Here is a 20,215-nt window from a genome sequence, read left to right as displayed (position 1 = left end):
GGCCTCTAAGTCCCATTAAGTGGACAAAAACTCCAAGGCATTAAAGCGGACGACGGCGGCCGGTCACCTCGCAAGGTGACCGGCCGCCGTCGTACTAATTACGTGCTGTTACCAGCCGCGCTCGGCGAGGCGGTGCGGCTGCGGGATCTCGTCGACGTTGATGCCGACCATCGCTTCGCCCAGGCCGCGGGAGGCCTTGGCGATGACGTCCGGGTCATCGAAGAAGGTGGTGGCCTTCACGACGGCGGCGGCACGCTGGGCCGGGTTGCCGGACTTGAAGATACCCGAACCGACGAACACACCGTCCGCACCGAGCTGCATCATCATCGCGGCGTCGGCCGGGGTGGCGATGCCGCCGGCGGTGAACAGGACGACGGGGAGCTTGCCGGTGGCGGCAACTTCCTTGACCAGTTCGTACGGGGCCTGGAGTTCCTTGGCCGCGACGTACAGCTCGTCCTCGGGCAGGGCCGCGAGCTTCTTGATCTCGGCGCGGATCTGGCGCATGTGCGTGGTGGCGTTGGAAACGTCACCGGTGCCGGCCTCGCCCTTGGAGCGGATCATGGCCGCGCCCTCGTTGATGCGGCGCAGCGCCTCACCGAGGTTGGTGGCACCGCAGACGAAGGGAACGGTGAAGTTCCACTTGTCGATGTGGTTGGTGTAGTCGGCCGGGGTCAGGACCTCGGACTCGTCGATGTAGTCGACGCCGAGGGACTGCAGGACCTGGGCCTCGACAAAGTGGCCGATGCGGGCCTTGGCCATGACCGGGATGGACACGGCGTCGATGATCTGGTCGATCATGTCCGGATCGGACATGCGCGACACGCCGCCCTGGGCACGGATGTCGGCCGGGACGCGCTCAAGCGCCATAACGGCAACGGCACCGGCATCTTCGGCGATGCGGGCCTGCTCGACGTTGACGACGTCCATGATGACGCCGCCCTTGAGCATCTCCGCCATGCCGCGCTTCACACGGCTGCTGCCCGTCACGCTGTTGGCGGACGAGCCGGCTTCGTTGCTTACATCAGGTGTAGACACAAAAACCCCTATGGGTAGCTAGATGACCTTCGCCGGCAGTGCAGGCGGCACGGACATGCCGTTTTTGCACACACCGGATTACCGGATCCATTGACCGGGCAGTCCTAATACTAGTCCCACCGCGGCAGCCCGGCTTAATCAGGTTTGTTCGGAGTCTTCCAGCGACTGGACGCGCACGGCCAGGACTCGCTGGACCACCGTGACAAGGCTCGCCGCGGCCAGCAGCACCAGGGTCGCCAGCAGCACCACGGGCGGGAGCCCGGCACCGGTCAGGCCGGTGATCACCAGGACGGAAACCAGGCGTTCAGCACGTTCGGCAATGCCCACGTTCGCCTGGAAGCCAAGGGATTCGGCCTTTGCGCGGACATAGGAAACCACCATGCCAAGGACAAGGCAGACGACGGCGGCAATGGCTATGGGGGTATTCGCACCGCCGGTGAAAAACCAGATGGCCAGGCCGGCAAAGAGGGCACCGTCAGCCAGCCGGTCCAGGCTCGAATCCAGGAAGTTGCCCCAGCGGCCGCCCAGGTTCTGCATGCGGGCCATGATGCCGTCGATGACGTCGGAGAAGATGAACGCCGTGATGAAAACTGTTCCCCAAAAGAGCTGGCCCAGCGGGTAGAACACCAGGGCCCCCACCACCACACCGGCAGTTCCCACAATGGTGATCGCGTCCGGTGAGACGCCCATTTTCAGTAGCCAGCGTGCAATCGGGGTGAACAGCGCGGTGAAGAACCCGCGGGCATGCCTATTCAGCATGCGTCTCCCCGGGCCAGGCGTCGGCGACCTGCTGGCGGACCTCGTCAAGGGTCTGGGTGATCGCCTTGGTCTGGGCGATGATCGGGAAGAAGTTTCCGTCCCCGCCCCAGCGCGGCACGATGTGCTGGTGCAGGTGCCCCGCGATGCCGGCGCCGCCCACGACGCCCTGGTTCATGCCGAGGTTGAAGCCGCCGGGATTCGCCGCCTTCCGCAGCACGCGCATGGCGGTCTGCGTCAGCTCGGCGAACTCGACGGTTTCCTCCACCGTCAGGTCCGTGTAGTCGGGGACGTGGCGGTAGGGGCACACCAGCAGGTGGCCGGGGTTGTAGGGGAACAGGTTCAGCACCACATAGCTCGTGCGTCCGCGGTACACGATGAGCGACTCCTCATCGGTGCGCGCGGGCGCGATGCAGAACGGGCAGTCGTCCGGGTTCTTGAACTGGTGCTGCCCGCCCTTGATGTAGGCCATGCGGTGCGGAGTCCACAGCCGCTGAAAGGCATCCGGAACGCCGGCGAGGCCAAAATCGTCCGTCACTTCGGCGTCGCCCGGATAGCCCGACCCTGTGTTCTCCTGCACGTGTTCCCCCTCCGCCGCGGCTAGCTGGTCCGGTTGCGGACGGCGTCCACGATCCGCTGGACAGCCTCTTCCACGGGCACGCCGTTGTCCTGGCTGCCGTCCCGGAACCGGAAGGAGACAGCGCCCGCTTCGGCGTCCTCGCCGCCGGCGATCAGCACGAACGGGATCTTGTCCTTGCTGGCCGTGCGGATCTTCTTGGGGAACCGGTCCGAGGAGATGTCCACCTCGGCGCGGATGCCGGCAGCCTTGAGCTTGTCGACGACTTCGAACATGTAGTCATTGAAGGCCTCCGCCACCGGAATGCCCACCACCTGCACGGGAGCGAGCCAGGCCGGGAACGCACCGGCATAGTGCTCGGTGAGGACGCCCATGAACCGCTCCACCGATCCGAACAGCGCCCGGTGGATCATGACGGGACGCTGACGGGTGCCATCGGCGGCCTGGAACTCGAGTTCGAAGCGCTCGGGCAGGTTGAAGTCGAGCTGGATCGTGGACATCTGCCAGGTGCGGCCCAGCGCATCCTTCGCCTGGACCGAGATCTTGGGTCCGTAGAACGCGGCTCCGCCCGGGTCCGGGACGAGCTCCAGCCCGGAAGCCTCGGCCACTTCGGCCAGGGTGCGGGTGGCTTCCTCCCAGGTGGCGTCGTCGCCGACGAACTTGTCCTCGTTCTTGGTGGAAAGCTCGAGGTAGAAGTCGTCCAGCCCGTAGTCCTTGAGCAGGCCCAGGACGAAGTTCAGCGTGGTGGTGAGTTCGTCCTTCATCTGCTCGCGGGTGCAGTAGATGTGGGCGTCGTCCTGTGTCATGCCCCGCACGCGGGTCAGGCCGTGCACCACGCCGGACTTCTCGTAGCGGTAGACCGAGCCGAATTCGAACAGCCGCAGCGGCAGTTCGCGGTAGGAGCGGCCGCGCGAACGGAAGATCAGGTTGTGCATGGGGCAGTTCATCGGCTTCAGGTAGTAGTCCTGGCCGGGCTTGCGGACGGTGCCGTCCTCGTTGTGCTCCGCGTCGATGTGCATAGCGGGGAACATGCCGTCGCGGTACCAGTCCAGGTGGCCGGATACCTCGTACAGGTGGCCCTTGGTGATGTGCGGGGTATAGACGAACTCGTAGCCGGCGTCCACGTGGCGCTGCCGCGAGTAGTCCTCCATGGCCTTGCGGATGATGCCGCCCTTGGGGTGGAAGACCGGCAGGCCCGAGCCCAGCTCGTCCGGGAAGGAGAACAGGTCCAGCTCGGCGCCCAGCTTCCGGTGGTCGCGGCGCTCGGCTTCGGCGATGCGTTCCTGGTATGCCTTCAGTGCGTCCTTAGTAGGCCACGCGGTGCCGTAGATGCGCTGCAGCTGCTGGTTGTTCTGGTTGCCGAGCCAGTACGCGGCCGAGGACCTGGTCAGCGCGAAGGCGTTGGAGATCAGCTTGGTGTTGGGCAGGTGCGGGCCGCGGCACAGGTCGCACCAGACGCTGTCCCCGCTCTTGCGGTCGACGTTGTCGTAGATGGTGATGTCGCCGGCGCCCACTTCGACGTTGACGCCTTCGCCGGCATCTGCGGCGTCGTTCTTCTTGCCCAGCAGTTCGAGCTTGTACGGCTCGTTCTTCATCGCTTCGCGGGCCTCGTCCTCGGTGACGACGCGGCGGACGAACTTCTGGTTCTGGTTGACGATCTTGAGCATCATCCTTTCCAGCTGGCGCAGGTCCTCCGGAGTGAAGGGCTCCTCGACGTCGAAGTCGAAGTAGAACCCGTCCGTAATGTAGGGACCGATGCCCAGTTTGGCGTCAGGGCGCAACTGCTGCACGGCCTGGGCCATGACATGGGCGGTGGAGTGGCGCAGCACGTTGAGCCCGTCGGGGGAATCGATGGTGACGCCTTCAATCTCGGCACCCTCGGGAAGGGGCTGGTCCAGGTCCTTGAGTTCGCCGTCGACCCGGGCCACAACGACGTCGCGGCGCTCAAAGAAGAGTTCCGCGCCGGTGGTCCCGGTAGTCACCTTCATTTCTTCGCCATCGACGATGAGGGTGATCTGCTGGGCATCTGACACGGGTGTCTCCTATTCAAAGTTCAGGCTTCGTAGCTTGTGGCGTACGGGGACCACAGCCAGCCTCGTCAATGTTATCTGTTGCTGAAGTGGCGAGCCAAAGCGCCACGGCGGCAAGGCAGGTCAGCTTCCCAGTCCGGTGATGGCGAGGGTCCTGCTGATGCCTTCCAAGGGCCCCTGTTGCCTGATCTCCTCAGGCACAGCGGTCCCCCGTTCCGGGAACGGCAGGGTGTCCACCTTGCTGAGGTCCCACGCCATGCTGGCGCTGAGGCTGATGCCGCGCGGGCCGGTCCGCCGGGTGGTTCCCCGGATGAGCAGCAGCCGGGTTCCGAACAGCAGCGGGCCTGCGTTCTCCTGCGCCTCGTGGAAGAACACGGAATCCACGCACCCGGTGCCGTCGTCGATGCTGATGAAGACCACCCGCCGGCCGCCGCGCATAGGCGGGGTCTGGGTGGCGATCCGCACCCCGGCCACCAGGACCTCCGTGCCGTTGCGCAGTCCCAGCAGCTTGTCCGCGGTGGTCACGCCCAGCCCGTCCAGGAGCGGCCGGTGGCTGGACATCAGGTGCTCGCTGACGTCAACGGCCATCAGGTCGAGTTCCGCCCGGACGTTCTCCACCGCGGTGGGTTCCGGCAGCCCTGCCTTGATATTGCGCAGTTCGACATCCCCGAGCGGCAGCGCGAGCTGCCCCTCGATGATGTCGGCGCCCTTCTTGGCAGGCTTGTTCTGAAGGCTCTGGAGGTGGTGGACAAGGTCTGCCCGGTTGGCTGCCCCGCCGGATTCCCGGTGCAGGGTGTCAAAGGCACCCAGCTGGGCGAGCCGCTTGATGCTGGGCTTGCTCAGCCTGGACCGTGCCCTCAGGTCAGCCAGTGAATCATAGGGCTGGCCGGCAACGATCCGCTTCAGTTCAGAACCGGACAGTCCGAAGATGCCATTGAGGCTCAGCCGGATGCCGAGCTTTCCCCGGTCAGGGCCTTCAGCGAGCCGCTCCACCCGGTATTCCGCCCCGCTGCGGTTGATGTCCAGCGGCAGGATGGGGATTCCCATGCGGCGTGCTTCGGCAACGAGGAGCCGCTTGGGGTACATGCCGGGATCGTGTTCCCACAGGCCGGCGAGGAACGCTTCCGGATGGTGGGCTTTCAGCCAGGCCGACTGGTAGGTGGGCACGGCGAAGGCGGCGCCATGGGCTTTGCAGAACCCGAAACTGGCGAACGATTTCAGGGTGCCCCAGACCTTGTCCACGACGTCCGGCTTGTATCCCCTGGCTTTTGCCTCGCGGCGGAAATACTCCTCCACCTGGCCCTCCATGGCGTCGTTGCTCAACGCCCTGCGGAACTCGTCGGCTTTTGCCAGCCCGCAGCCGGTCATCACATCGAAGGTCCGCAGGATCTGCTCATGGAAGACCGTCACCCCGTGGGTTTCCTGAAGCACCGGCTTCAGGTCCGGGTGCGGGTAGGTTTCCGGCGCGAAGCCATGCCGGTGTTCGAGGAAGGGCCGGACCATGTCCGATTTCATGGGACCGGGGCGGAACAGGGAGATGTCGATGATGAGGTCGTTGAATTCGCGCGGGGCCATCTTGCCCACCAGCTCCCGCTGGCCCGGTGACTCGATCTGGAAGCACCCCAGCGTGTGGGTGCTTCTGATCAGCTCATACGTCGGCTCATCATCCAGGGGCACGGCGTTGAGGTCGATCAGCCCGTCCTCGGTGATGTAGTCGGGCCCGTTGCCGCCAGGGCCAACGGGGTGTGCTCCGGCAGCCACCACTTCTGCCTTGGAGGGATGGATGCGGATGATCTCCCGGACGGCAAAGGCCATGGCGCTTTGCATCCGAACGCCCAGGACATCGAGCTTCAGCATGCCCATGGGGTCCATGTCGTGTTTGTCGAACTGGCTCATGGGCAGGCCAAGGCCGCTGGGCTGGACGGGGGTCCGGTCCAGCAGGGTGGCATCTCCCAGGATCACGCCACAGGGGTGCATGGAGATGTGGCGTGGAAGGCGGTCCAGCCGTTCGGTGAGGTCCACCAGCAGGTCCAGCTGCTGGTTCTCGGTGAAGTTCCGCTGTTCCACCCGCCCGGCAAACTCACGGAGTTCCGGCTTTTCCTCCAGGGCCTCCCGGAACTTCCGTGCCGAGAAACGCCACAGCTGCTTGGCGATCTCGCCGACATCGTCGTCGTCCATCCCCAAAGCCATGCCGGCGTCCCGCACCGCACCGCGAGCGCGGTAGCCGTTCTGCATGCTCATCAGCGTGACGCGCTGGGAGCCGAAGCGGTCAAAGATCTTCCGGTAGACGTTGTGCCGCTCCGCGCTTTCCACGTCGATGTCGATGTCAGGCAGGGTGGACCGGTCACCGGAGAGGAACCGTTCGAAGATCAGGTCGTGCTGGAGCGGGTTCACCTGGCTGATGTCGATCAGGTAGTTGACCAGGCTGGAGGCCCCCGATCCCCGCGCCGCCGCCCTCACGCCCATGTCCAGGATCATTCGGGAAACCTCGGCCACGGTGAGGAAGTAGGAGGCAAAGCCAAGGCGGGCGATGATCTTCAGCTCATGCTGCAGCCGGGCTCGCATGTCCGCTTCGGCCTTCCCGGAGATGCCGGGGAAGCGCCGCGCAATTCCCGCTTCGCACCGCTGGGCCAGTTCTGCCAGCGGATCCCCTTCAATGCCGATGACGGCGGCCTCGGGGACCACAGGCTGCTTCCAGCCCATGTCAGCCTCGGGGTCCATGCGGCAACGGTCCGCGAGCGCCTCAGTCTGTGCGAGCAGCACCTGGAGGTCAGCTGTGCCGTAGCCGGCGGCATGGATAATTTCCTTGCCCAGCTCCTCCATTTGGACAGGGGTTTTCAGCCAGCCCTGCCCGTTGGGCTGGAGCAGCGGAGCGGCGGAGAGCTCGGGAAGTGACTTCAGCGTGCGGGCCGAATCCAGGACGTCCGCGGTGGCGGCCCCGTCCTCCTCGCAGTAGCGGACTGCGTTGGTGAGGACGGCAGGCACACTGAATTCCTGCGCCAGCTTGAGCATGCGTACCGCATGGGCCGTGCTGAGGGGCTCCCCCGGCGCACTGAGGTGGGTGACGATCTCCGCTGCGACGCTTCCGGCCGGCATCGCGTCCAGCCAGCCCTTGAACAGGGTGCGGGGCCGGAGGTAACGCCGGCCGCCCAGTGCCAGGCCGACGTCGGAATCCGGGCCCAACAGAATGGTGAGCACCGGTTTCAGGGTTTCCGGGTCCAGCACCCGTGAGGCGAGTTCAGCCCTGGTGACGGCAACGGGAACCGCGCCCCCTGCTTTGCCCGTGGTGCGGGCGTGTGCGTCGGAGATCAGCCGGCACAGGGCCTTGTACCCCGCGCCGTTGTTGTGTCCGTGCGCGAGCACTACGACCCGCCCTGTGACGCGGTCCGCCGAATACCGGGTTTTGGCAACCCGGACATCAGGCAGCCCGCCCCCGTGGTCCCCTTCGTCGTCGAACACTGACAGATCGACGCCGACCACGGGGGCAATCCCGGCAGCCATGCACGCCTTGAGGTGTTTTACGGTGCCATACAGGCCGTCCCGGTCCGTGCACCCCAGGGCGGTTGCGCCCTGGGCAGCTGCCGCCTGGGCGAGTTCATCCGGCCAGGAGACGCCGTAATGGGCGCTGAAGGCGGTGGAAACGTGGAGGTGAGTGAAGCTCATGCTGATTTGTGCTGGAATGCGTCTCTGGGCTTGAGGGCGTCATGGATCCGGAGCAGCCGCCAGCGTCCGCTGCCGGTGTGCCGCACCAGGTCAAGGGTCAGGGGTTCAGCCGGTTCTGCAGCCGGATTTTCCGGCGGGCTGCAACTGCTGGCAGGCAGGACCTGCACCCGCCAGATCTCATGGTCCACAAGCCCTGGCCCGCTTCCCAGCGGGGCACGCCGTTCCTCGGCCCACCACTGGCGCCGTTCATACCAGCGCAAGGGTTCAGCGCAGACCCGGTATTCCCTTCCGCCCCACCGAAGCTCCGCCGGCTCACCGGTAGGTGCGCAGACGACGTCGACAGACTCGCTGAACGTTCCCATGGGTGCCTCCGGATACCAATCCCATCCTGCGGATAATACGCAGGCATTCGAATATGTATTCGAATAGTTCCAGTCTACGCCGGGCCGGAGACAAAACCTAGATGGGTGTGGACGGACGGCGGCTCACAGGGCAGGATGGTCCCATGAGTTCCAATGACGCGCTCCTGAAGCAGGTAAGCATCGCCGCCAAAGAAAGCACATTGGTGGCAAAGTTCGATATCGACGGCAGCATTCCAGCATCGGGCGCCTTTGTTGTGGGGCTCGTGGCTGCCACTCCGGATTATTCGCATCAACGGAGGCTGGGAATCGAGTTCATGAACGGCGAGGCGGTCTCGATCTACTCCTTCAGCCATGACGGCACGGAGGAGAACTTCGACCTCAGCAGCGTTGAGCACTCGGGCAACACCATCACGGGCAACTTTCCCATGAGCACGGTCCTGGGGCTCGACAAGAGCCATCTGATGTCCGCGTTCAGCGAGGCCGACGGGCGGGAATTCCAGTCCGGCGTGCCCGTAGAGGAGAAGCTCTAGAGGGTCAGCGCCACCGCGAGCGGCACCGGGCAGCAGCCCGATCAGCCGCCTCCGCGCTCCGACGCGCCTGCCAGCATCTCAGCTGTTGTCGTTGTGGATTTTCATCTCAAGCTCGATGAACTTCGAGATCATGGCCCGGTACGTGGTTTCCACGATATCCGGGTCGATTTCTTTTTTCTCGGCGGCCAGGCGCACGTGCTCGATAACCCGCTCCACGCGGCCCGGCGCCCGCACCTCGGCGTCGTCGCCCTTCAGCGTTCCAGCGATGCGGATCAGGCGTTCACGGCGCGCAATCAGCGTGACGATCTGCTCGTCCACCTCGTCCACCGCGACCCGCACGGCGGCGAGCTGTTCCCGGTCAGCCTGGGCGTTTTTCTCGTCTCCGTGATTTGTGGGCATGATCATGACAGTATCGAACCATGCAGCCCAGAGTCGATTTTATTTCATTGGGAGTGCGCAGCGTGGCCGCCTCCCGGCGCTTCTATGTGGACGGCCTGGGCTGGCCGGTCCACCGCGAGGTTCCCGACGAAGTCATCTTCATCCAGGCCAACCACGGCCTGATTCTCTCCCTGTGGGATGCCGGGCAGATGCAGTCCGAGGCCGCCGTCGACGCTCCTTCCGCCGCTCCCTGCATTACGCTCAGCCACAACGTGGGCAGCGCGGGGCAGGTGGACCAGGTGATGGCACAGGCAGAGTCGGCCGGCGCCGCCGTCGTGGCTCCTGGCAAGACCCAGCCGTGGGGCGGCTACACCGCCTACTTCGCCGATCCGGACGGCTTCCGCTGGGAGATTGCCTTCAACCCGACCTGGACGGTGGACGACGGCGGCCGGGTCACCGTCTGATTGCGGCCCGCCGCTGGTTCCGGCCGGGTTCCCTTCCGGGTTCCCGCAGCGTCAGAAGAGAGCCTCCACCGGCTCGATGAGGTCCGGGGAGTTGTTGCGGACGTTACCCACCGCCTTGCCCACGGAATCCACCCGCCAGCCGGCGGCAACCTCCTTCACTCCGGACCGGACCAGGTCCACGAGGCCGGCGGCGTCATCCACCTGCGGATCAAGCCAGGCCGCCATGGTGTCGCGGCTCATCGGCAGCGGGACGCGGTCGTGGAGTGCCGTGAGTTCGGCGAACACCGTTCCTTCGGTTCCCGCCGGCGGCGAGTCCGCCGTCATGATGGACATCGACAGCATCCACTGTGCGGGTTCGCCCGGCGGCACGGACGGATCCTTCCACCACTCGTACAGTCCGGCGAAGGCCATGGCGGACTCGTCCCGGGGGTGGACGTAATACGGCTGCTTGCTGCGGCCCTCCCCCTGCTTCCACTCGTAGTAGCCGTCCGCCGGGACCGCGCAGCGCCTCGACTGCACGGCCTTGCGGAACGCCGGCTTCTCAAGGACCGACTCGCTCCTGGCATTGATCATCTTCGCGCCCATGGCAGGACTTTTCGCCCACGACGGGACCAGGCCCCAGCGTGCGACGTGCAGCTGGCGGACCGTGTCGCCGTCGATAAGCCGTTCCAAAACAATCGGCGCACCGTCGGTGGGGGCAACGTTCCACGACGGCGGGATCACGGTTTCGTTCTCAAGTTCAGCGTCGAATTCGGCCAGCAGATCCCCTACTGCCCGGGCCATGACGTAACGTCCACACATGGCACCAGCATGCCATCGCAACAGAGACGGGGGAATACCGGCGCCCGGGTTACGGTTGTGGGGAAGGAAACCGACAGGACCATATCAATCCGAGGAGAGCCCGTGGACTTTACCCCCGAAGACGGCACCATCACCATGTTCTCGACCACCTGGTGCGGCTACTGCAACCGGCTGAAGAAGCAGCTCGACGCGCAGGGCATCGGCTACACCGAGATCAACATCGAAGAGGTCGACGGCACGGCCGAGCTCGTGGAGCAGATCAACGGCGGCAACCGCACCGTCCCCACCGTCCTCTTCCCGGACGGCACCGCGGCCACGAACCCGTCGGCAGCCGAGGTCAAGAGCAGGCTAGCCGCCTAGGGCAGACGCCACAGTAGTAACAAAAAGTAGAGGCACCGGAACTCCGGTGCCTCTACTTTTTTGTTCAGACCTTTTCGCCGATGCGGTCCTGCTCCGGTCTGGGTGCGTGGGCTTCCCTGCGGCGGGGCTCCTTGCGGCGGGCCAGGAAGGCCCACAGCCTTGTCTCGTCCGCGTGGCTCCGGGTTTCCGGATGGTCCACGGGCAGTGGGTTCCCGTGCGCAGCTTCCGGCGGCGCCGGTACCCGGTGCGCCTCAGGCTTTCGGACGGTATCCTTTCGGGTGTCCCAGCCAAAATCCGCCCGCGATGAATAGCACATCACCGACCTCCTTTTCAGCGGCTGTCCTTTAATCGTCCTCTCCCCGGCGTTTGAAATCGACAGCTCTGGGTACGAAAATTCCGGGCCCGGCGACGCTTCCGGCGCCGGCCGGGCCGGCGCGTTACAGTTCAAGTTCCTTCCCGCGTTCCAAAGGATTGCTGTGAATCCAGTTTCCCCGCAGATCGGCACCGTCTTTGTCCCCGTCAGCGATATCGAGGAAGCCCGCGACTGGTATTGCGGCATGCTGGGCGTGCCCGCCGATGACAAGGTCCTGCTGGACCACCTGTACATCCTTCCCATGGAGGGGGCCGGCCTGGTTCTGGACAGCAGGATCTACTCCCCCGGCGCCGTCTTCCAGGTTCCGGCGTTCCACTTCAACACCGCGGACATCCATGCGGCGCACGCGTTCATGAAAACCCGGGGTGTGGAACTCACGGCTGTCAACGACGACCAGTGGTTCAATTTCCGGGACCCGGACGGAAACGTCCTCATGATCTGCCAGATTCCTTCAGCCACCGAATAATTCCGTCCACGGAACAGGCCGCGGCGGAGGCTGAGCCAAACGCTAGGCGTGAAGACTGCTGAAGTCCGCCTCGCCCATCGCGGCGTAGTCCCCGTAGGTTCGGACCACCGCGTCCTCGATGGCCTGCACGTCAAGGCCGGGGACGAGGTCGTTGACCGCGCCGGCCGTCGCCGGATCCCAGTCCAGCCCCAGGGCCGCATAACTGGCCGTGAGCACCTCACGGATGGGCGCCGAGTTTTCCACCACGACGACGGAGCTGAACAGCCAGGCGCCGGACACCACACGCTGGGCCGTGCCCACCAGCTTGATCCGGTGCTCGGGCGCAACGGATGCGAAGCCGTGCACGCTGTATTCACCCGGGCAGTACTCCCCGGGGATCTCACCGACGGCGGCCTGCACGCCCACGCTCTGCAGCGCCCCCGCCAGCATCCCGCCGAAAAAGGCGAACCGGCCCTTGGCTCCGGCGATCGCATCGCTGTGCGGCTCCACGTGGTCGATGATGAGGGTGCCCTCGTGGTACGCGGCGGCGCGGCCTCCCGCCTTGCGGATCAGGGGTTCGAACCCGAGGTCGCGGCACGCCTGGGCAGCGGCGCCGAAGCCGGGCAGGCGGGTGTCGCGCTGGCCGAAGGCAACAGTCGGCGCGGGCCGGTACAGCCGAAGGGTGGGCCCAATGTCCCCGGCCCTGGCCTTGCCGAGGAGCTCGATTCCGAAATCAAGGTCCCGGACTGCGCCGAGGGACTGATCCTGCCGGACGAGGGTCAAAGTCCGTGATTCAGCCCCGGCCTGCTGCATGTTGCTAAGCTCCCTTATGGTCATGTTGCAATTCCTGGTCGTCGCGGCTGCCTTCGCCGTGATCGACGCCGTGTGGCTCAAGCTCATGAACCCGTTTTACCGCGGCCACGTCGGTGAATTGCTGGCTCGGCGGCCCAATCTAGGGTACGCCGTGGCGTTCTATTTGATTTACATTGCGGGCATCGTTTTCTTTGCCCTCCGGCCGGCGCTCGACGGCGGCACCTGGCTGACCGCCGTCGGCCATGGGGCGGCGCTGGGCGCCTTTGCCTACGCAACCTACGACCTCACCAACGCCGCGACGCTCAGGACCTGGCCGCTGCAGCTCATTGTGGTGGACATGGCATGGGGTGCACTGCTGACCGCCCTCGCCACGCTGGCGGGCTGGCTGGTCTTCCACTAGCCGGCCCACAATCGACGGCGGTCAGCCCTTCCGCAGCGTGAGGATCTGCTCCGCCCGCCCGAACGGGCCGGACAGGTCGTGGAGCACGGTCGAGGTGAGGCCGATGCCGTCAGCACCGAAGGACACAGCATTGTCCAGTCCCAGCCACTCACCCACCGGCCGCCGGTACATGTGGATCTGGAGGTCCAGGTTGGGGAAAGCGTAGCTGCCCTTGCCCGGCGGCACCCGTGCGGCAATGCCGTTGGCGGTGTCCACCAGCCCCATCAGCCGCGCCATGTCCGTGCTGTCGTTCCTGTCCGTGAGGGGGTGGTCCGTGCGCAGCCACACCTTCCCGGCGCCGGGACGGTGCCCCTCCGCCACCCGCATTTCCAGGGAGCGGATATACCCACCGGGCCACACGCTCGCGCCGTCGTACGGCTTGCATTCGTCCGGCGACGGGATGGTGCCGTCCTCGACGGCGGCCACCGCGGACGTCTCGCTGGTGACCATGCGCCAGGCCGTTGCCCTGATGGCGATGCGGCCGGCGGCCACCAGCTCTGCCTGCAGCAGCTCGATCGTGCGTCCCGGGCGCAGCGTTGTAGTGACGATTTCAAATTCACCGCCGGGGATCAGTCCCAGGATTTCGTAGCTGAGCCGGGCCATGCGCATGTCGTTCCGGGGTTCATGCCGGTCGAGGCGGTCCGCCAGGAGTCCCGACGCCGGGGCCATGTGCTGTTCGTGGGCGTTCCAAGCCCCCTGGGCGTGGATGGTGGACCGGAAGCGGCCGCCGCCAAGGTCCTGGTAGTAGAAGTCGCCGTCGGCGAGTTCCGGGAGTTCAGCAGTCAACGTTGACTCCTTCAAAGCGTGATCGGTTAATCCCGGTTCACTCTATCGCTTCCGGCGTACGGGGCCGCCGCCGAGCACATCGCCATCAGCGGCGGCACGGTATCGGTGACCGCCTCCGATGACGGAGAACGCCTCCGGCGGCGCCGTGGCAGCTGCCGGAAGCTCCGGCATGGTGGTCACCCCGGGAACCAGCAGCACGCGGCACACGTCCGGCGCGGCATAATTTTGCCCCGCCGGACGCGCGCTTAATGTCCGGATCTCCATATGATGATCTGGGTAGACTCGGAGACTGGTCCTTCTAGCAGCCCTCGGAAGAGGTGTTCGATGCGAGTTATTAGCTACAACCTCCGCAAGCACAAGGCGAGCGGTGAACTGATGAGTCTGGCCCGCAACTTTGGGATAGACGTCCTGTGCCTTCAAGAATGTGACTCATCCGATCTGCCTGACACGCTCGGCCCGCTCCACTTGGCCGACTACACCAAGGGCAACCGGCTTGGCCTGGCCATCTACTACCGGGCTGACCGGTTCACGGCCCTGGATACCCAGACCTTCGCCCTGAAGAAGTCCATGCACGACCGAGTGATGGCACCGGCCCATGAGCGGCTGATCGGCACCCGGATGGTGGACAACGAAACCGACCATGAGCTGGTGGTGGGTTCGTTCCACGCCGCCCCGCTCACGGCGTCAAACTCGCTGCGGCGCAAGCAGATCCACGCGGCGCACGCCGAACTGCTGAGCATGGGCACCGGGCTCATGACACTGATGGTGGGCGACTTCAACTATCCGTTCTTCACCAAGAGCCTTGACACGCACATGAAGAACTCCGGCTACGCACTGTCCCTGAGCAACCGCAGGACGTACACGCGGTACAAGGTCTTCAAAGGCCACTTCGACTTTGCCACGTCACTGGGCCTGGACATTGAAAGCGTGGAGACGCTGCCCCGGGGGAAGTCGGACCACCTGCCCATCCTGGTGACGGCCGAATACGGCGTTGACCGGGCCCCGATCAAGGGCCAGCCGGTTTCCTGACGGTGCCATCCCGTACCGGGATGACGTCAATCCGGGCGCCGGGTCCGACGACGACCAACACCCGCTCTGCGATCACACCTGCCAGCGCGGCCACGACCGTTCCGGGATCCGGCTGTGCAGGGTCCGTCTGTGCGGAATCCGGCTGTCCAGTATCCGTCGGCCCGGTATCCGGTTGTCGTGCCGGACGGGTGGAACGCAGCCACACCGTCACATTGGCACCGGTCGCATTCCGGATGGCGCGTAGGAGCGGAGCGGGATCGGAGCCTGTCACCAGGACAACCTCCCCGATGGTGCGGCCAGTGTCCGCCGGCGGCGCCGCGCGCTCCCGGCGCCAGACGCTGTAGTGATAGGCGGCCACGAGAGCCGTGGCGGTCAGCAGCCCGAGCGGCGATCGGATCCGGCCCACAAAGTTTCCCGAAGGCACCGGGTCCAGGAGATATTCAAAGACCTGGTAGCCGACCACCAGCAGGGCGATCAGCGCCACGACGGCACTGATCCCGAAGATGGCCACGAGGTAGACCCGCCGTCCGGCAGCAGGGCGGGCAGGCAGGCCGTCTACGCTGCCCGAACCGCCTGCACGCTCTTGAGCCTCCACACTGTCGGCGCTCGCCGATGCGCCGCGGTTCGCTGGCTGCCATGCCCGCCACCACACTGCCCCGCCCACAGCCAGCGCGCTGATGCCGCCCAGGAGCAGCGTGCGCCTGCCCGTTCCGGCCAACGTTGTTTCGGCAAACCCCAGGGCCGCGTTGACCACCACCCCCACGCCTGAGGCCGCAGCGACCAGGGCCACGCCCGAGGCCAGCAGCCGCCCCGCCTCCCGCATTTTCTCCGACCGCCCGGCCGTCAGCACCGAGTGGTATCGCCAGACGAGGGACCCCACCGCGGCCGCTGCCAGCGCGGGGCCAAGGGGATCCACGAGCCGGAGCATCTCTTCGGAGCGGTCCAGTACCAGCCGCAGCAGGACGAACACCGCGGTGATGGCACCGGCCATTGCTGTGAGGCAGCCGCCAAGCACGCCGAAGACCGCCGCGGCCACGTTGGCCAGCGGTGAGGACAGGCGCCGCGCCCCACCCCGGACCCAGTGCCACCACCAAACGAGGAATCCGCCGGCGGCCCAGATGAGCGACTGCAGCACCGCAACCCACCAGGGTGCTCCCACGTCCTGCGCACCGGCCAGCCCCCGCAACGACGCTTCGAGAAGCCCGCCCAGCGAGGTCACGGCTCCGCCGGCGAATATCAACAGCCCCAGGACCGACCCTGCGAGCGCCGGGACCGTGTTCAGCCGGCGCGGTCCCTTACTGCGGTGCAGCCACATCCACCGGTGCCACGCCCAGACGGCCGCCCACACCAGACCCATGGCCAGGGACGAACGCCATTGCGTTCCCTCAGCCAGGACATCCGTACCCGCCGCACCGGCTCCGGCACGGGCCAGCAGACCCACCAGTTGGGCCACGGCGCCGAGCAACGCCGTGACAGCGGTGACGAGGGCCACGGTGTAGACACCTGCGACGTACAGTCCCCAGGCAATGGAGGAACGTTCCGCGTCCTCCCCCTGCCGGCGCCACGCCAGCCACCACAGGACAGCGGCCATGCACCCGCCCACCAGGCCGAACGCGAGGGACCGGGCGAGGCTGCCGACGTCGTTCCCTGCAAGTGCTGTGCCCGCCGTCAGCAGCCGCTCCAACAGGCCGGCCACGCCGGACGCGCCGATCAGCACGAGGACGAAGAGGAGCACGAAGACCACCAGCCGCCGCACGGCGGGCACTGCCGGCGATGATGACCGGCCTGTGCCCTGCCCGACCGTGCTCACGGCGCCACCGCCGGAACCGGACAGATGGTGAGCTGCCACGGAGCGGTTGCAACCAGCCAGTTGCCGTTGACCCGCTCCAGGCCGAACACGGCCTCAGTCTCGTATTCGGGGTTCCCGAACGGGCCGTTGCCGTCGGACGTGGCCAGGACGACGTGCACCTCCGCCGTGTTGCCATGCTCTACTGTGGAGGCCAGCGTGACCCGCAGCGTGCCCGCCGCAGGACGGTCGGCCGGCACGCACGGCCTGTCCGGGTACGACGTCCCAAACCGCCCGTCTGTGGAATAGCGCGCGGCTGCCGCGCCGTCATTGTTGAGGACGGCGGCCGCATACCGCTGGACCACACCCGCCGGCGTATTCTCGGCCAGCGGCTCCGGCTGGCCGCGGAAAAAGACCACAGCGAGCGCCACGGCGACGAGACCGGCAATGATGGCAAGGACTGCGATCAGGGTCCGGTCGGGCCGTGGCGGTGCGGTCATCCGGGGAGCTAGGTGGTGTGGTGCTCGACGGTGAAGTCGCCGCCGGGGTACAGGATGGTCTCGTGGCCATCGTCAAAACGGACGTGATACGGCGGCGCTCCGTTTTGGCCCTTGACCTCCAAAATCTCACCGTGCCGGTCAGAGGACTCCACTGTCCTGCCCCGAATGATGATGCGGTCTCCCTGGGTTGCCTGCATGGCAATCACCTCCCAGCCCTAGAGTACGATGCTCTTCCCTTCGGCGGAACAGGCCCGGGGCATCCTCGGCGAAGGGATGGGATTATGCCCGGCCGCCCGTGTGGCGGATGCAGAAGGGGGTCCATGGGCGCGCCTCCAGCCGCCCCTCGGCGATCTGCTCTCCGCACACCGTGCATATTCCGTAAGTGCCGGCGCGGATCCGCTCGAGGGCGGCATCCACTTCCGCCAGTCCGGAGCGGCTCTGGTCCAGGAGTGCGGACGCCTGCGATAGTTCGAAGGCGATCGTGGCCCCCTCGGGGTCATGCTCGTCGTCGACGTTGGAGTTCTGCCTTGCGGCATTCGCCGAAGCTATGTCTGCGCGAAGCGCGGGCAGGAGGGCGAGCTTCCTCTCCCGTTCTTCCTCCAGCAGCAGGCGGAACCTGTCAGTGTCCATCGCTGACGCCGTCCAGCAGCCTGCCGCGCAGCTCCGGCCAGGAGGCGGCGAAGGTGGGGTGCAGGTTGATGCCGGCCACCTCGTCGACGGGAATCCACAGCAGTTCGATGCTCTCCGGGTCGTTGATGGCCGGTTCGAACGGTTCCAGCACCCGCACCGCCACGGTGGTGTAGGACCAGTAGCCGACGTCGAACACGGATGTGAAAAGCACCTTGACGCTTTCCTCGGGAACGGCCGCCTCCTCATGGGCCTCGCGCAGTGCGCCCGTCACGGCGTCCTCGCCCTGGTGCAGGGCTCCCCCGGGAAGCCCCCAGGTTCCTCCATGGTGGCTCCACGTGGCGCGGTGCTGCAGCAGGACACCCTTCCCGGGATCATGGGCCAGGAGGCCGGCCGATCCGAAGCGCCCCCAGAACTTTCCCCGGTCGCCTTCCACCCAGGCGTCGCCCGGGTCGCGGGGGCCAAGGGGACGGCGGGGGTCACCCGGGGACGGCGGAATGATTTCTCCATCGTCCCAGTCTGCCTCATGGGAAGATGCTTCGATGAGCCTGCGCCTGGTCCTTGTAGCCGACACCCATGTCCCGAAGCGCGCCAAGGCACTGCCCGCACAGGTGTGGGCCGCCGTTGAGGAAGCGGACGTGGTGTTCCACGCAGGCGACTGGGTCAGCGAGCGCATGCTCGACGAGTTCGAACAGCGCAGCGCGCGCCTGATCGGCGTTTACGGAAACAACGACGGCGACGGGCTGCGGCGCCGCTTGCCGGAGACGGCCAGTGTGACGCTCGACGGCGTCCGGTTCAGCATGATTCACGAGACCGGTCAGGCCAAGGGCCGGGAACAGCGCTGCGAGGCGCTCTTTCCCGATACGGATGTGCTCATTTTCGGCCATTCCCACATTCCCTGGGACACAGTGGCGCCCGGCGGAATGCGCCTGCTCAACCCCGGCTCCCCCACGGACCGCCGCCGGCAACCTGTATGCACGTACATGACCGCCGTCGTCGTAAACGGCAGTTTGACCGACGTCCAGCTGGTGGCGGTCAGCTCCACGCCCTGACCCGCACACAGGAAAGGGAGCCCTGCCGCTGTTCCTGGCGGGACTCCCTTCGAATCTCCGCTGCAGACGGAGAATCAGACGTGGTGATCCTGTTTGGTCAGTCCTTCTTGAAGGCGTCCTTGACCTTTTCACCGGCCTGTTTCAGATCGGCCTTCGCCTGGTCAGTTTTACCTTCGGCCTCAAGGCCCGGATCGTCGCTGGCCTTGCCAGCCCCTTCCTTGGCCTTGCCGCCAAGCTTTTCTGCTGCATTGTCGATCTTGTCGTCCAGACCCATGCCACTGTCCTTCCGTCTGCCCAGCCCGCTGGCTGCAGGCTGGCTCGTCCTCTCAGTCTAGGTCCGCCACCTATCCGGGTGAAGGGCAACTACCACTTAGCCGCGCGGGTCCGCCAGCAGCCCGTCGGTGGCGGCGTCGGCCTGCCCGCCGAAGTAGTGCTCCAAGACGCTCCGGAATACCTGTTCTTCCGGTGCCGCCCGGAGGAACAGCGTCATGGACGACTGAAGCTTCCGGGAGTCGATGCCGCCGAAAATCTCCGCCGCGCCGCGGTTGCCCACGTTATCCACCGCTGTGGCGCATTCGATCAGCCGCGGTCCCAGCACGGGATGCTGCAGGTAGGCACGGGCCTCATCAAGGGACGCGATGGCGTACCTTCTGGACGTGGCGCTTTGCCCCAGGCCGGCAACCTGGGGAAAGACGAACCACATCCAATGGCTGCGCTTGCTGCCGGCGCGGAGCTCCGCCAGGGCCTGGGCGTAGGTGGCGCCGTCATTCTGGGCGCTGACGAACCGCTCCAGGTCATATGGGTCGTTCATGGCGCTCCTAGCTGGACACGTCCCGTTCGATGTCCTCGGCGAGGTCGTCCACGTCTTCAGGCCGCATGCTGATGCCGGCACCGTCCAGCCGCTCCTTGAGAACGTGGCTCACATCGTCCTCGACATGGCCCAGCCTAATCTCGTCGCGGACCTCCTCGGCAATGGCTTCGACGCTACCGGGGCTGTCCGCCCCTGCCGTGGCGCCAGCGGCATCCGCCGCAACATCCGCGTGCGGATTCTCAGTGAAATAGTCATCGCCGGTAGCTGCAGATTCAGTCATATCCCATGGTGGCCGCCCCGCTCAGATCCGGTCAACAGAACCGGCCAAGGATATGTTTCATTCATGTGCCCGTAACGCGGCCTTCCAGAGTCAGCTTTCACGGCGGCTCACCGGCCTCGCCCTGCATTCCCGGCAAAACCACGTCAGCTTGAGACGAAAACCATCCCGGCCAACAGACTCCGTTAACAAATCCGAAACACGGCAGTCACGCGGGCTTTACGTAGGCGCGATTTTTGAAACCCCTGCGTAACTTGCCACGCCCAGACCCGAAACATAAATCCACCACTATCAATGAGGGGCGCGGCGCCGGCATCAGCG

General features: G+C 65.9%; 26 protein-coding genes. 7 read left to right on the top strand and 19 right to left on the bottom strand.

The annotated features are described in order from the left end of the window. Window positions 1-108: 108 nt before the first annotated feature. The 6 genes from pdxS to R5O87_RS00945 all read right to left on the bottom strand — a co-directional run bounded on the left by pdxS (window position 109) and on the right by R5O87_RS00945 (window position 8,423). Entirely contained in the window at window positions 109-1,035 is a 927-nt protein-coding gene (pdxS, locus tag R5O87_RS00970) for a pyridoxal 5'-phosphate synthase lyase subunit PdxS (protein ID WP_076802702.1), read from the bottom strand. 138 nt (window positions 1,036-1,173) lie between these two features. Further along, window positions 1,174-1,794, bottom strand: a complete 621-nt coding sequence (pgsA, locus tag R5O87_RS00965) for a phosphatidylinositol phosphate synthase (RefSeq protein WP_410557074.1) — start codon at window positions 1,792-1,794, stop codon at window positions 1,174-1,176. After that, window positions 1,784-2,371, bottom strand: a complete 588-nt coding sequence (locus R5O87_RS00960) for an HIT family protein (RefSeq protein WP_410557075.1) — start codon at window positions 2,369-2,371, stop codon at window positions 1,784-1,786. Before R5O87_RS00960 ends, pgsA begins: the two co-directional genes overlap by 11 nt. Before the next feature lie 20 nt (window positions 2,372-2,391). Beyond that, window positions 2,392-4,356: a threonine--tRNA ligase gene (gene thrS / locus R5O87_RS00955; protein ID WP_410557102.1), complete on the bottom strand. Its 1,965-nt coding sequence runs from the start codon at window positions 4,354-4,356 to the stop codon at window positions 2,392-2,394. 165 nt (window positions 4,357-4,521) lie between these two features. Beyond that, complete coding sequence (locus R5O87_RS00950; RefSeq protein WP_410557076.1) at window positions 4,522-8,061, bottom strand: DNA polymerase III subunit alpha; 3,540 nt, start codon at window positions 8,059-8,061, stop codon at window positions 4,522-4,524. Continuing rightward, on the bottom strand, window positions 8,058-8,423 hold the full coding sequence (locus R5O87_RS00945; RefSeq protein WP_410557077.1) for a DUF6504 family protein: 366 nt from the start codon (window positions 8,421-8,423) through the stop codon (window positions 8,058-8,060). Before R5O87_RS00945 ends, R5O87_RS00950 begins: the two co-directional genes overlap by 4 nt. Before the next feature lie 143 nt (window positions 8,424-8,566). Here R5O87_RS00945 and R5O87_RS00940 point away from each other — a divergent pair, with 143 nt between their 5' ends. Beyond that, window positions 8,567-8,953, top strand: coding sequence for a hypothetical protein (locus tag R5O87_RS00940; RefSeq protein ID WP_377965650.1), 387 nt, complete (start codon window positions 8,567-8,569; stop codon window positions 8,951-8,953). Window positions 8,954-9,031: 78 nt separating this feature from the next. On the opposite strand, the gene R5O87_RS00935 is transcribed toward R5O87_RS00940, so the two are convergent. Beyond that, a complete protein-coding gene (locus tag R5O87_RS00935) occupies window positions 9,032-9,358 on the bottom strand; it encodes a chorismate mutase (RefSeq protein WP_111905387.1) in 327 nt (108 codons plus the stop codon). Window positions 9,359-9,372: 14 nt separating this feature from the next. On the opposite strand from R5O87_RS00935, the gene R5O87_RS00930 reads away from it, so the two are divergent. After that, on the top strand, window positions 9,373-9,795 hold the full coding sequence (locus tag R5O87_RS00930) for a VOC family protein (RefSeq protein WP_410557078.1): 423 nt from the start codon (window positions 9,373-9,375) through the stop codon (window positions 9,793-9,795). A 51-nt stretch (window positions 9,796-9,846) separates the two neighbouring features. Here the strand turns inward: R5O87_RS00930 and R5O87_RS00925 are convergent, their stop codons facing one another. After that, on the bottom strand, window positions 9,847-10,578 hold the full coding sequence (locus R5O87_RS00925; RefSeq protein WP_462836360.1) for an SOS response-associated peptidase: 732 nt from the start codon (window positions 10,576-10,578) through the stop codon (window positions 9,847-9,849). A 120-nt stretch (window positions 10,579-10,698) separates the two neighbouring features. On the opposite strand from R5O87_RS00925, the gene R5O87_RS00920 reads away from it, so the two are divergent. Beyond that, window positions 10,699-10,956 (top strand): mycoredoxin, encoded by a 258-nt coding sequence (locus R5O87_RS00920; RefSeq protein ID WP_078028863.1) that lies wholly within the window; start codon window positions 10,699-10,701, stop codon window positions 10,954-10,956. 64 nt (window positions 10,957-11,020) lie between these two features. Here R5O87_RS00920 and R5O87_RS00915 read toward each other — a convergent pair whose 3' ends face one another. Beyond that, window positions 11,021-11,272 (bottom strand): hypothetical protein, encoded by a 252-nt coding sequence (locus R5O87_RS00915; protein ID WP_410557080.1) that lies wholly within the window; start codon window positions 11,270-11,272, stop codon window positions 11,021-11,023. 160 nt (window positions 11,273-11,432) lie between these two features. Between R5O87_RS00915 and R5O87_RS00910 the strand changes: the two genes are divergently transcribed. Next, window positions 11,433-11,795 (top strand): VOC family protein, encoded by a 363-nt coding sequence (locus R5O87_RS00910; RefSeq protein ID WP_410557081.1) that lies wholly within the window; start codon window positions 11,433-11,435, stop codon window positions 11,793-11,795. A gap of 42 nt (window positions 11,796-11,837) precedes the next feature. Here the strand turns inward: R5O87_RS00910 and R5O87_RS00905 are convergent, their stop codons facing one another. Further along, window positions 11,838-12,611: a lipoate--protein ligase family protein gene (locus R5O87_RS00905; RefSeq protein ID WP_410557082.1), complete on the bottom strand. Its 774-nt coding sequence runs from the start codon at window positions 12,609-12,611 to the stop codon at window positions 11,838-11,840. On the opposite strand from R5O87_RS00905, the gene R5O87_RS00900 reads away from it, so the two are divergent. Then, window positions 12,610-12,987 carry a DUF2177 family protein gene (locus tag R5O87_RS00900; protein WP_462836359.1) on the top strand — a complete coding sequence of 126 codons (378 nt, stop codon included), beginning with the start codon at window positions 12,610-12,612 and terminating at the stop codon, window positions 12,985-12,987. The two genes, R5O87_RS00905 and R5O87_RS00900, sit on opposite strands and share 2 nt — an antisense overlap. 21 nt (window positions 12,988-13,008) lie before the next feature. Here R5O87_RS00900 and R5O87_RS00895 read toward each other — a convergent pair whose 3' ends face one another. Further along, window positions 13,009-13,812 (bottom strand): thioesterase family protein, encoded by an 804-nt coding sequence (locus R5O87_RS00895; protein WP_410557085.1) that lies wholly within the window; start codon window positions 13,810-13,812, stop codon window positions 13,009-13,011. 324 nt (window positions 13,813-14,136) lie between these two features. Between R5O87_RS00895 and R5O87_RS00890 the strand changes: the two genes are divergently transcribed. Continuing rightward, window positions 14,137-14,841 (top strand): endonuclease/exonuclease/phosphatase family protein, encoded by a 705-nt coding sequence (locus tag R5O87_RS00890; RefSeq protein ID WP_410557086.1) that lies wholly within the window; start codon window positions 14,137-14,139, stop codon window positions 14,839-14,841. Here the strand turns inward: R5O87_RS00890 and R5O87_RS00885 are convergent. The 5 genes from R5O87_RS00885 to R5O87_RS00865 form a co-directional block, all read right to left on the bottom strand. Next, a complete protein-coding gene (locus R5O87_RS00885) occupies window positions 14,819-16,690 on the bottom strand; it encodes a DUF5671 domain-containing protein (RefSeq protein WP_410557088.1) in 1,872 nt (623 codons plus the stop codon). The two genes, R5O87_RS00890 and R5O87_RS00885, sit on opposite strands and share 23 nt — an antisense overlap. Continuing rightward, on the bottom strand, window positions 16,648-17,127 hold the full coding sequence (locus R5O87_RS00880) for a hypothetical protein (RefSeq protein WP_410557089.1): 480 nt from the start codon (window positions 17,125-17,127) through the stop codon (window positions 16,648-16,650). Before R5O87_RS00880 ends, R5O87_RS00885 begins: the two co-directional genes overlap by 43 nt. 8 nt (window positions 17,128-17,135) lie before the next feature. Continuing rightward, window positions 17,136-17,324: a DUF1918 domain-containing protein gene (locus tag R5O87_RS00875; protein WP_331572919.1), complete on the bottom strand. Its 189-nt coding sequence runs from the start codon at window positions 17,322-17,324 to the stop codon at window positions 17,136-17,138. 82 nt (window positions 17,325-17,406) lie between these two features. Next, window positions 17,407-17,757, bottom strand: coding sequence for a TraR/DksA family transcriptional regulator (locus R5O87_RS00870; RefSeq protein ID WP_410557091.1), 351 nt, complete (start codon window positions 17,755-17,757; stop codon window positions 17,407-17,409). Then, a complete protein-coding gene (locus R5O87_RS00865) occupies window positions 17,747-18,256 on the bottom strand; it encodes an NUDIX domain-containing protein (RefSeq protein WP_462836427.1) in 510 nt (169 codons plus the stop codon). Before R5O87_RS00865 ends, R5O87_RS00870 begins: the two co-directional genes overlap by 11 nt. 40 nt (window positions 18,257-18,296) lie before the next feature. On the opposite strand from R5O87_RS00865, the gene R5O87_RS00860 reads away from it, so the two are divergent. Continuing rightward, window positions 18,297-18,806, top strand: coding sequence for a metallophosphoesterase family protein (locus R5O87_RS00860; RefSeq protein ID WP_410557093.1), 510 nt, complete (start codon window positions 18,297-18,299; stop codon window positions 18,804-18,806). 97 nt (window positions 18,807-18,903) lie between these two features. Here R5O87_RS00860 and R5O87_RS00855 read toward each other — a convergent pair whose 3' ends face one another. The 3 genes from R5O87_RS00855 to R5O87_RS00845 all read right to left on the bottom strand — a co-directional run bounded on the left by R5O87_RS00855 (window position 18,904) and on the right by R5O87_RS00845 (window position 19,897). After that, a complete protein-coding gene (locus tag R5O87_RS00855) occupies window positions 18,904-19,080 on the bottom strand; it encodes a CsbD family protein (RefSeq protein ID WP_003800599.1) in 177 nt (58 codons plus the stop codon). Between the two features lie 96 nt (window positions 19,081-19,176). Next, a complete protein-coding gene (locus R5O87_RS00850; protein WP_410557094.1) occupies window positions 19,177-19,617 on the bottom strand; it encodes a DUF1810 domain-containing protein in 441 nt (146 codons plus the stop codon). A 7-nt stretch (window positions 19,618-19,624) separates the two neighbouring features. After that, window positions 19,625-19,897: a hypothetical protein gene (locus R5O87_RS00845; protein ID WP_410557095.1), complete on the bottom strand. Its 273-nt coding sequence runs from the start codon at window positions 19,895-19,897 to the stop codon at window positions 19,625-19,627. Between the last annotated feature and the right edge of the window lie 318 nt (window positions 19,898-20,215).

The sequence above is a fragment of the Arthrobacter globiformis genome (assembly GCF_046536215.2).
GTDB lineage: Bacteria > Actinomycetota > Actinomycetes > Actinomycetales > Micrococcaceae > Arthrobacter > Arthrobacter globiformis_E.
The sequence above is the reverse complement of the archived record's forward strand: the minus strand, read 5'-3'. Positions and strand labels throughout refer to the sequence as shown.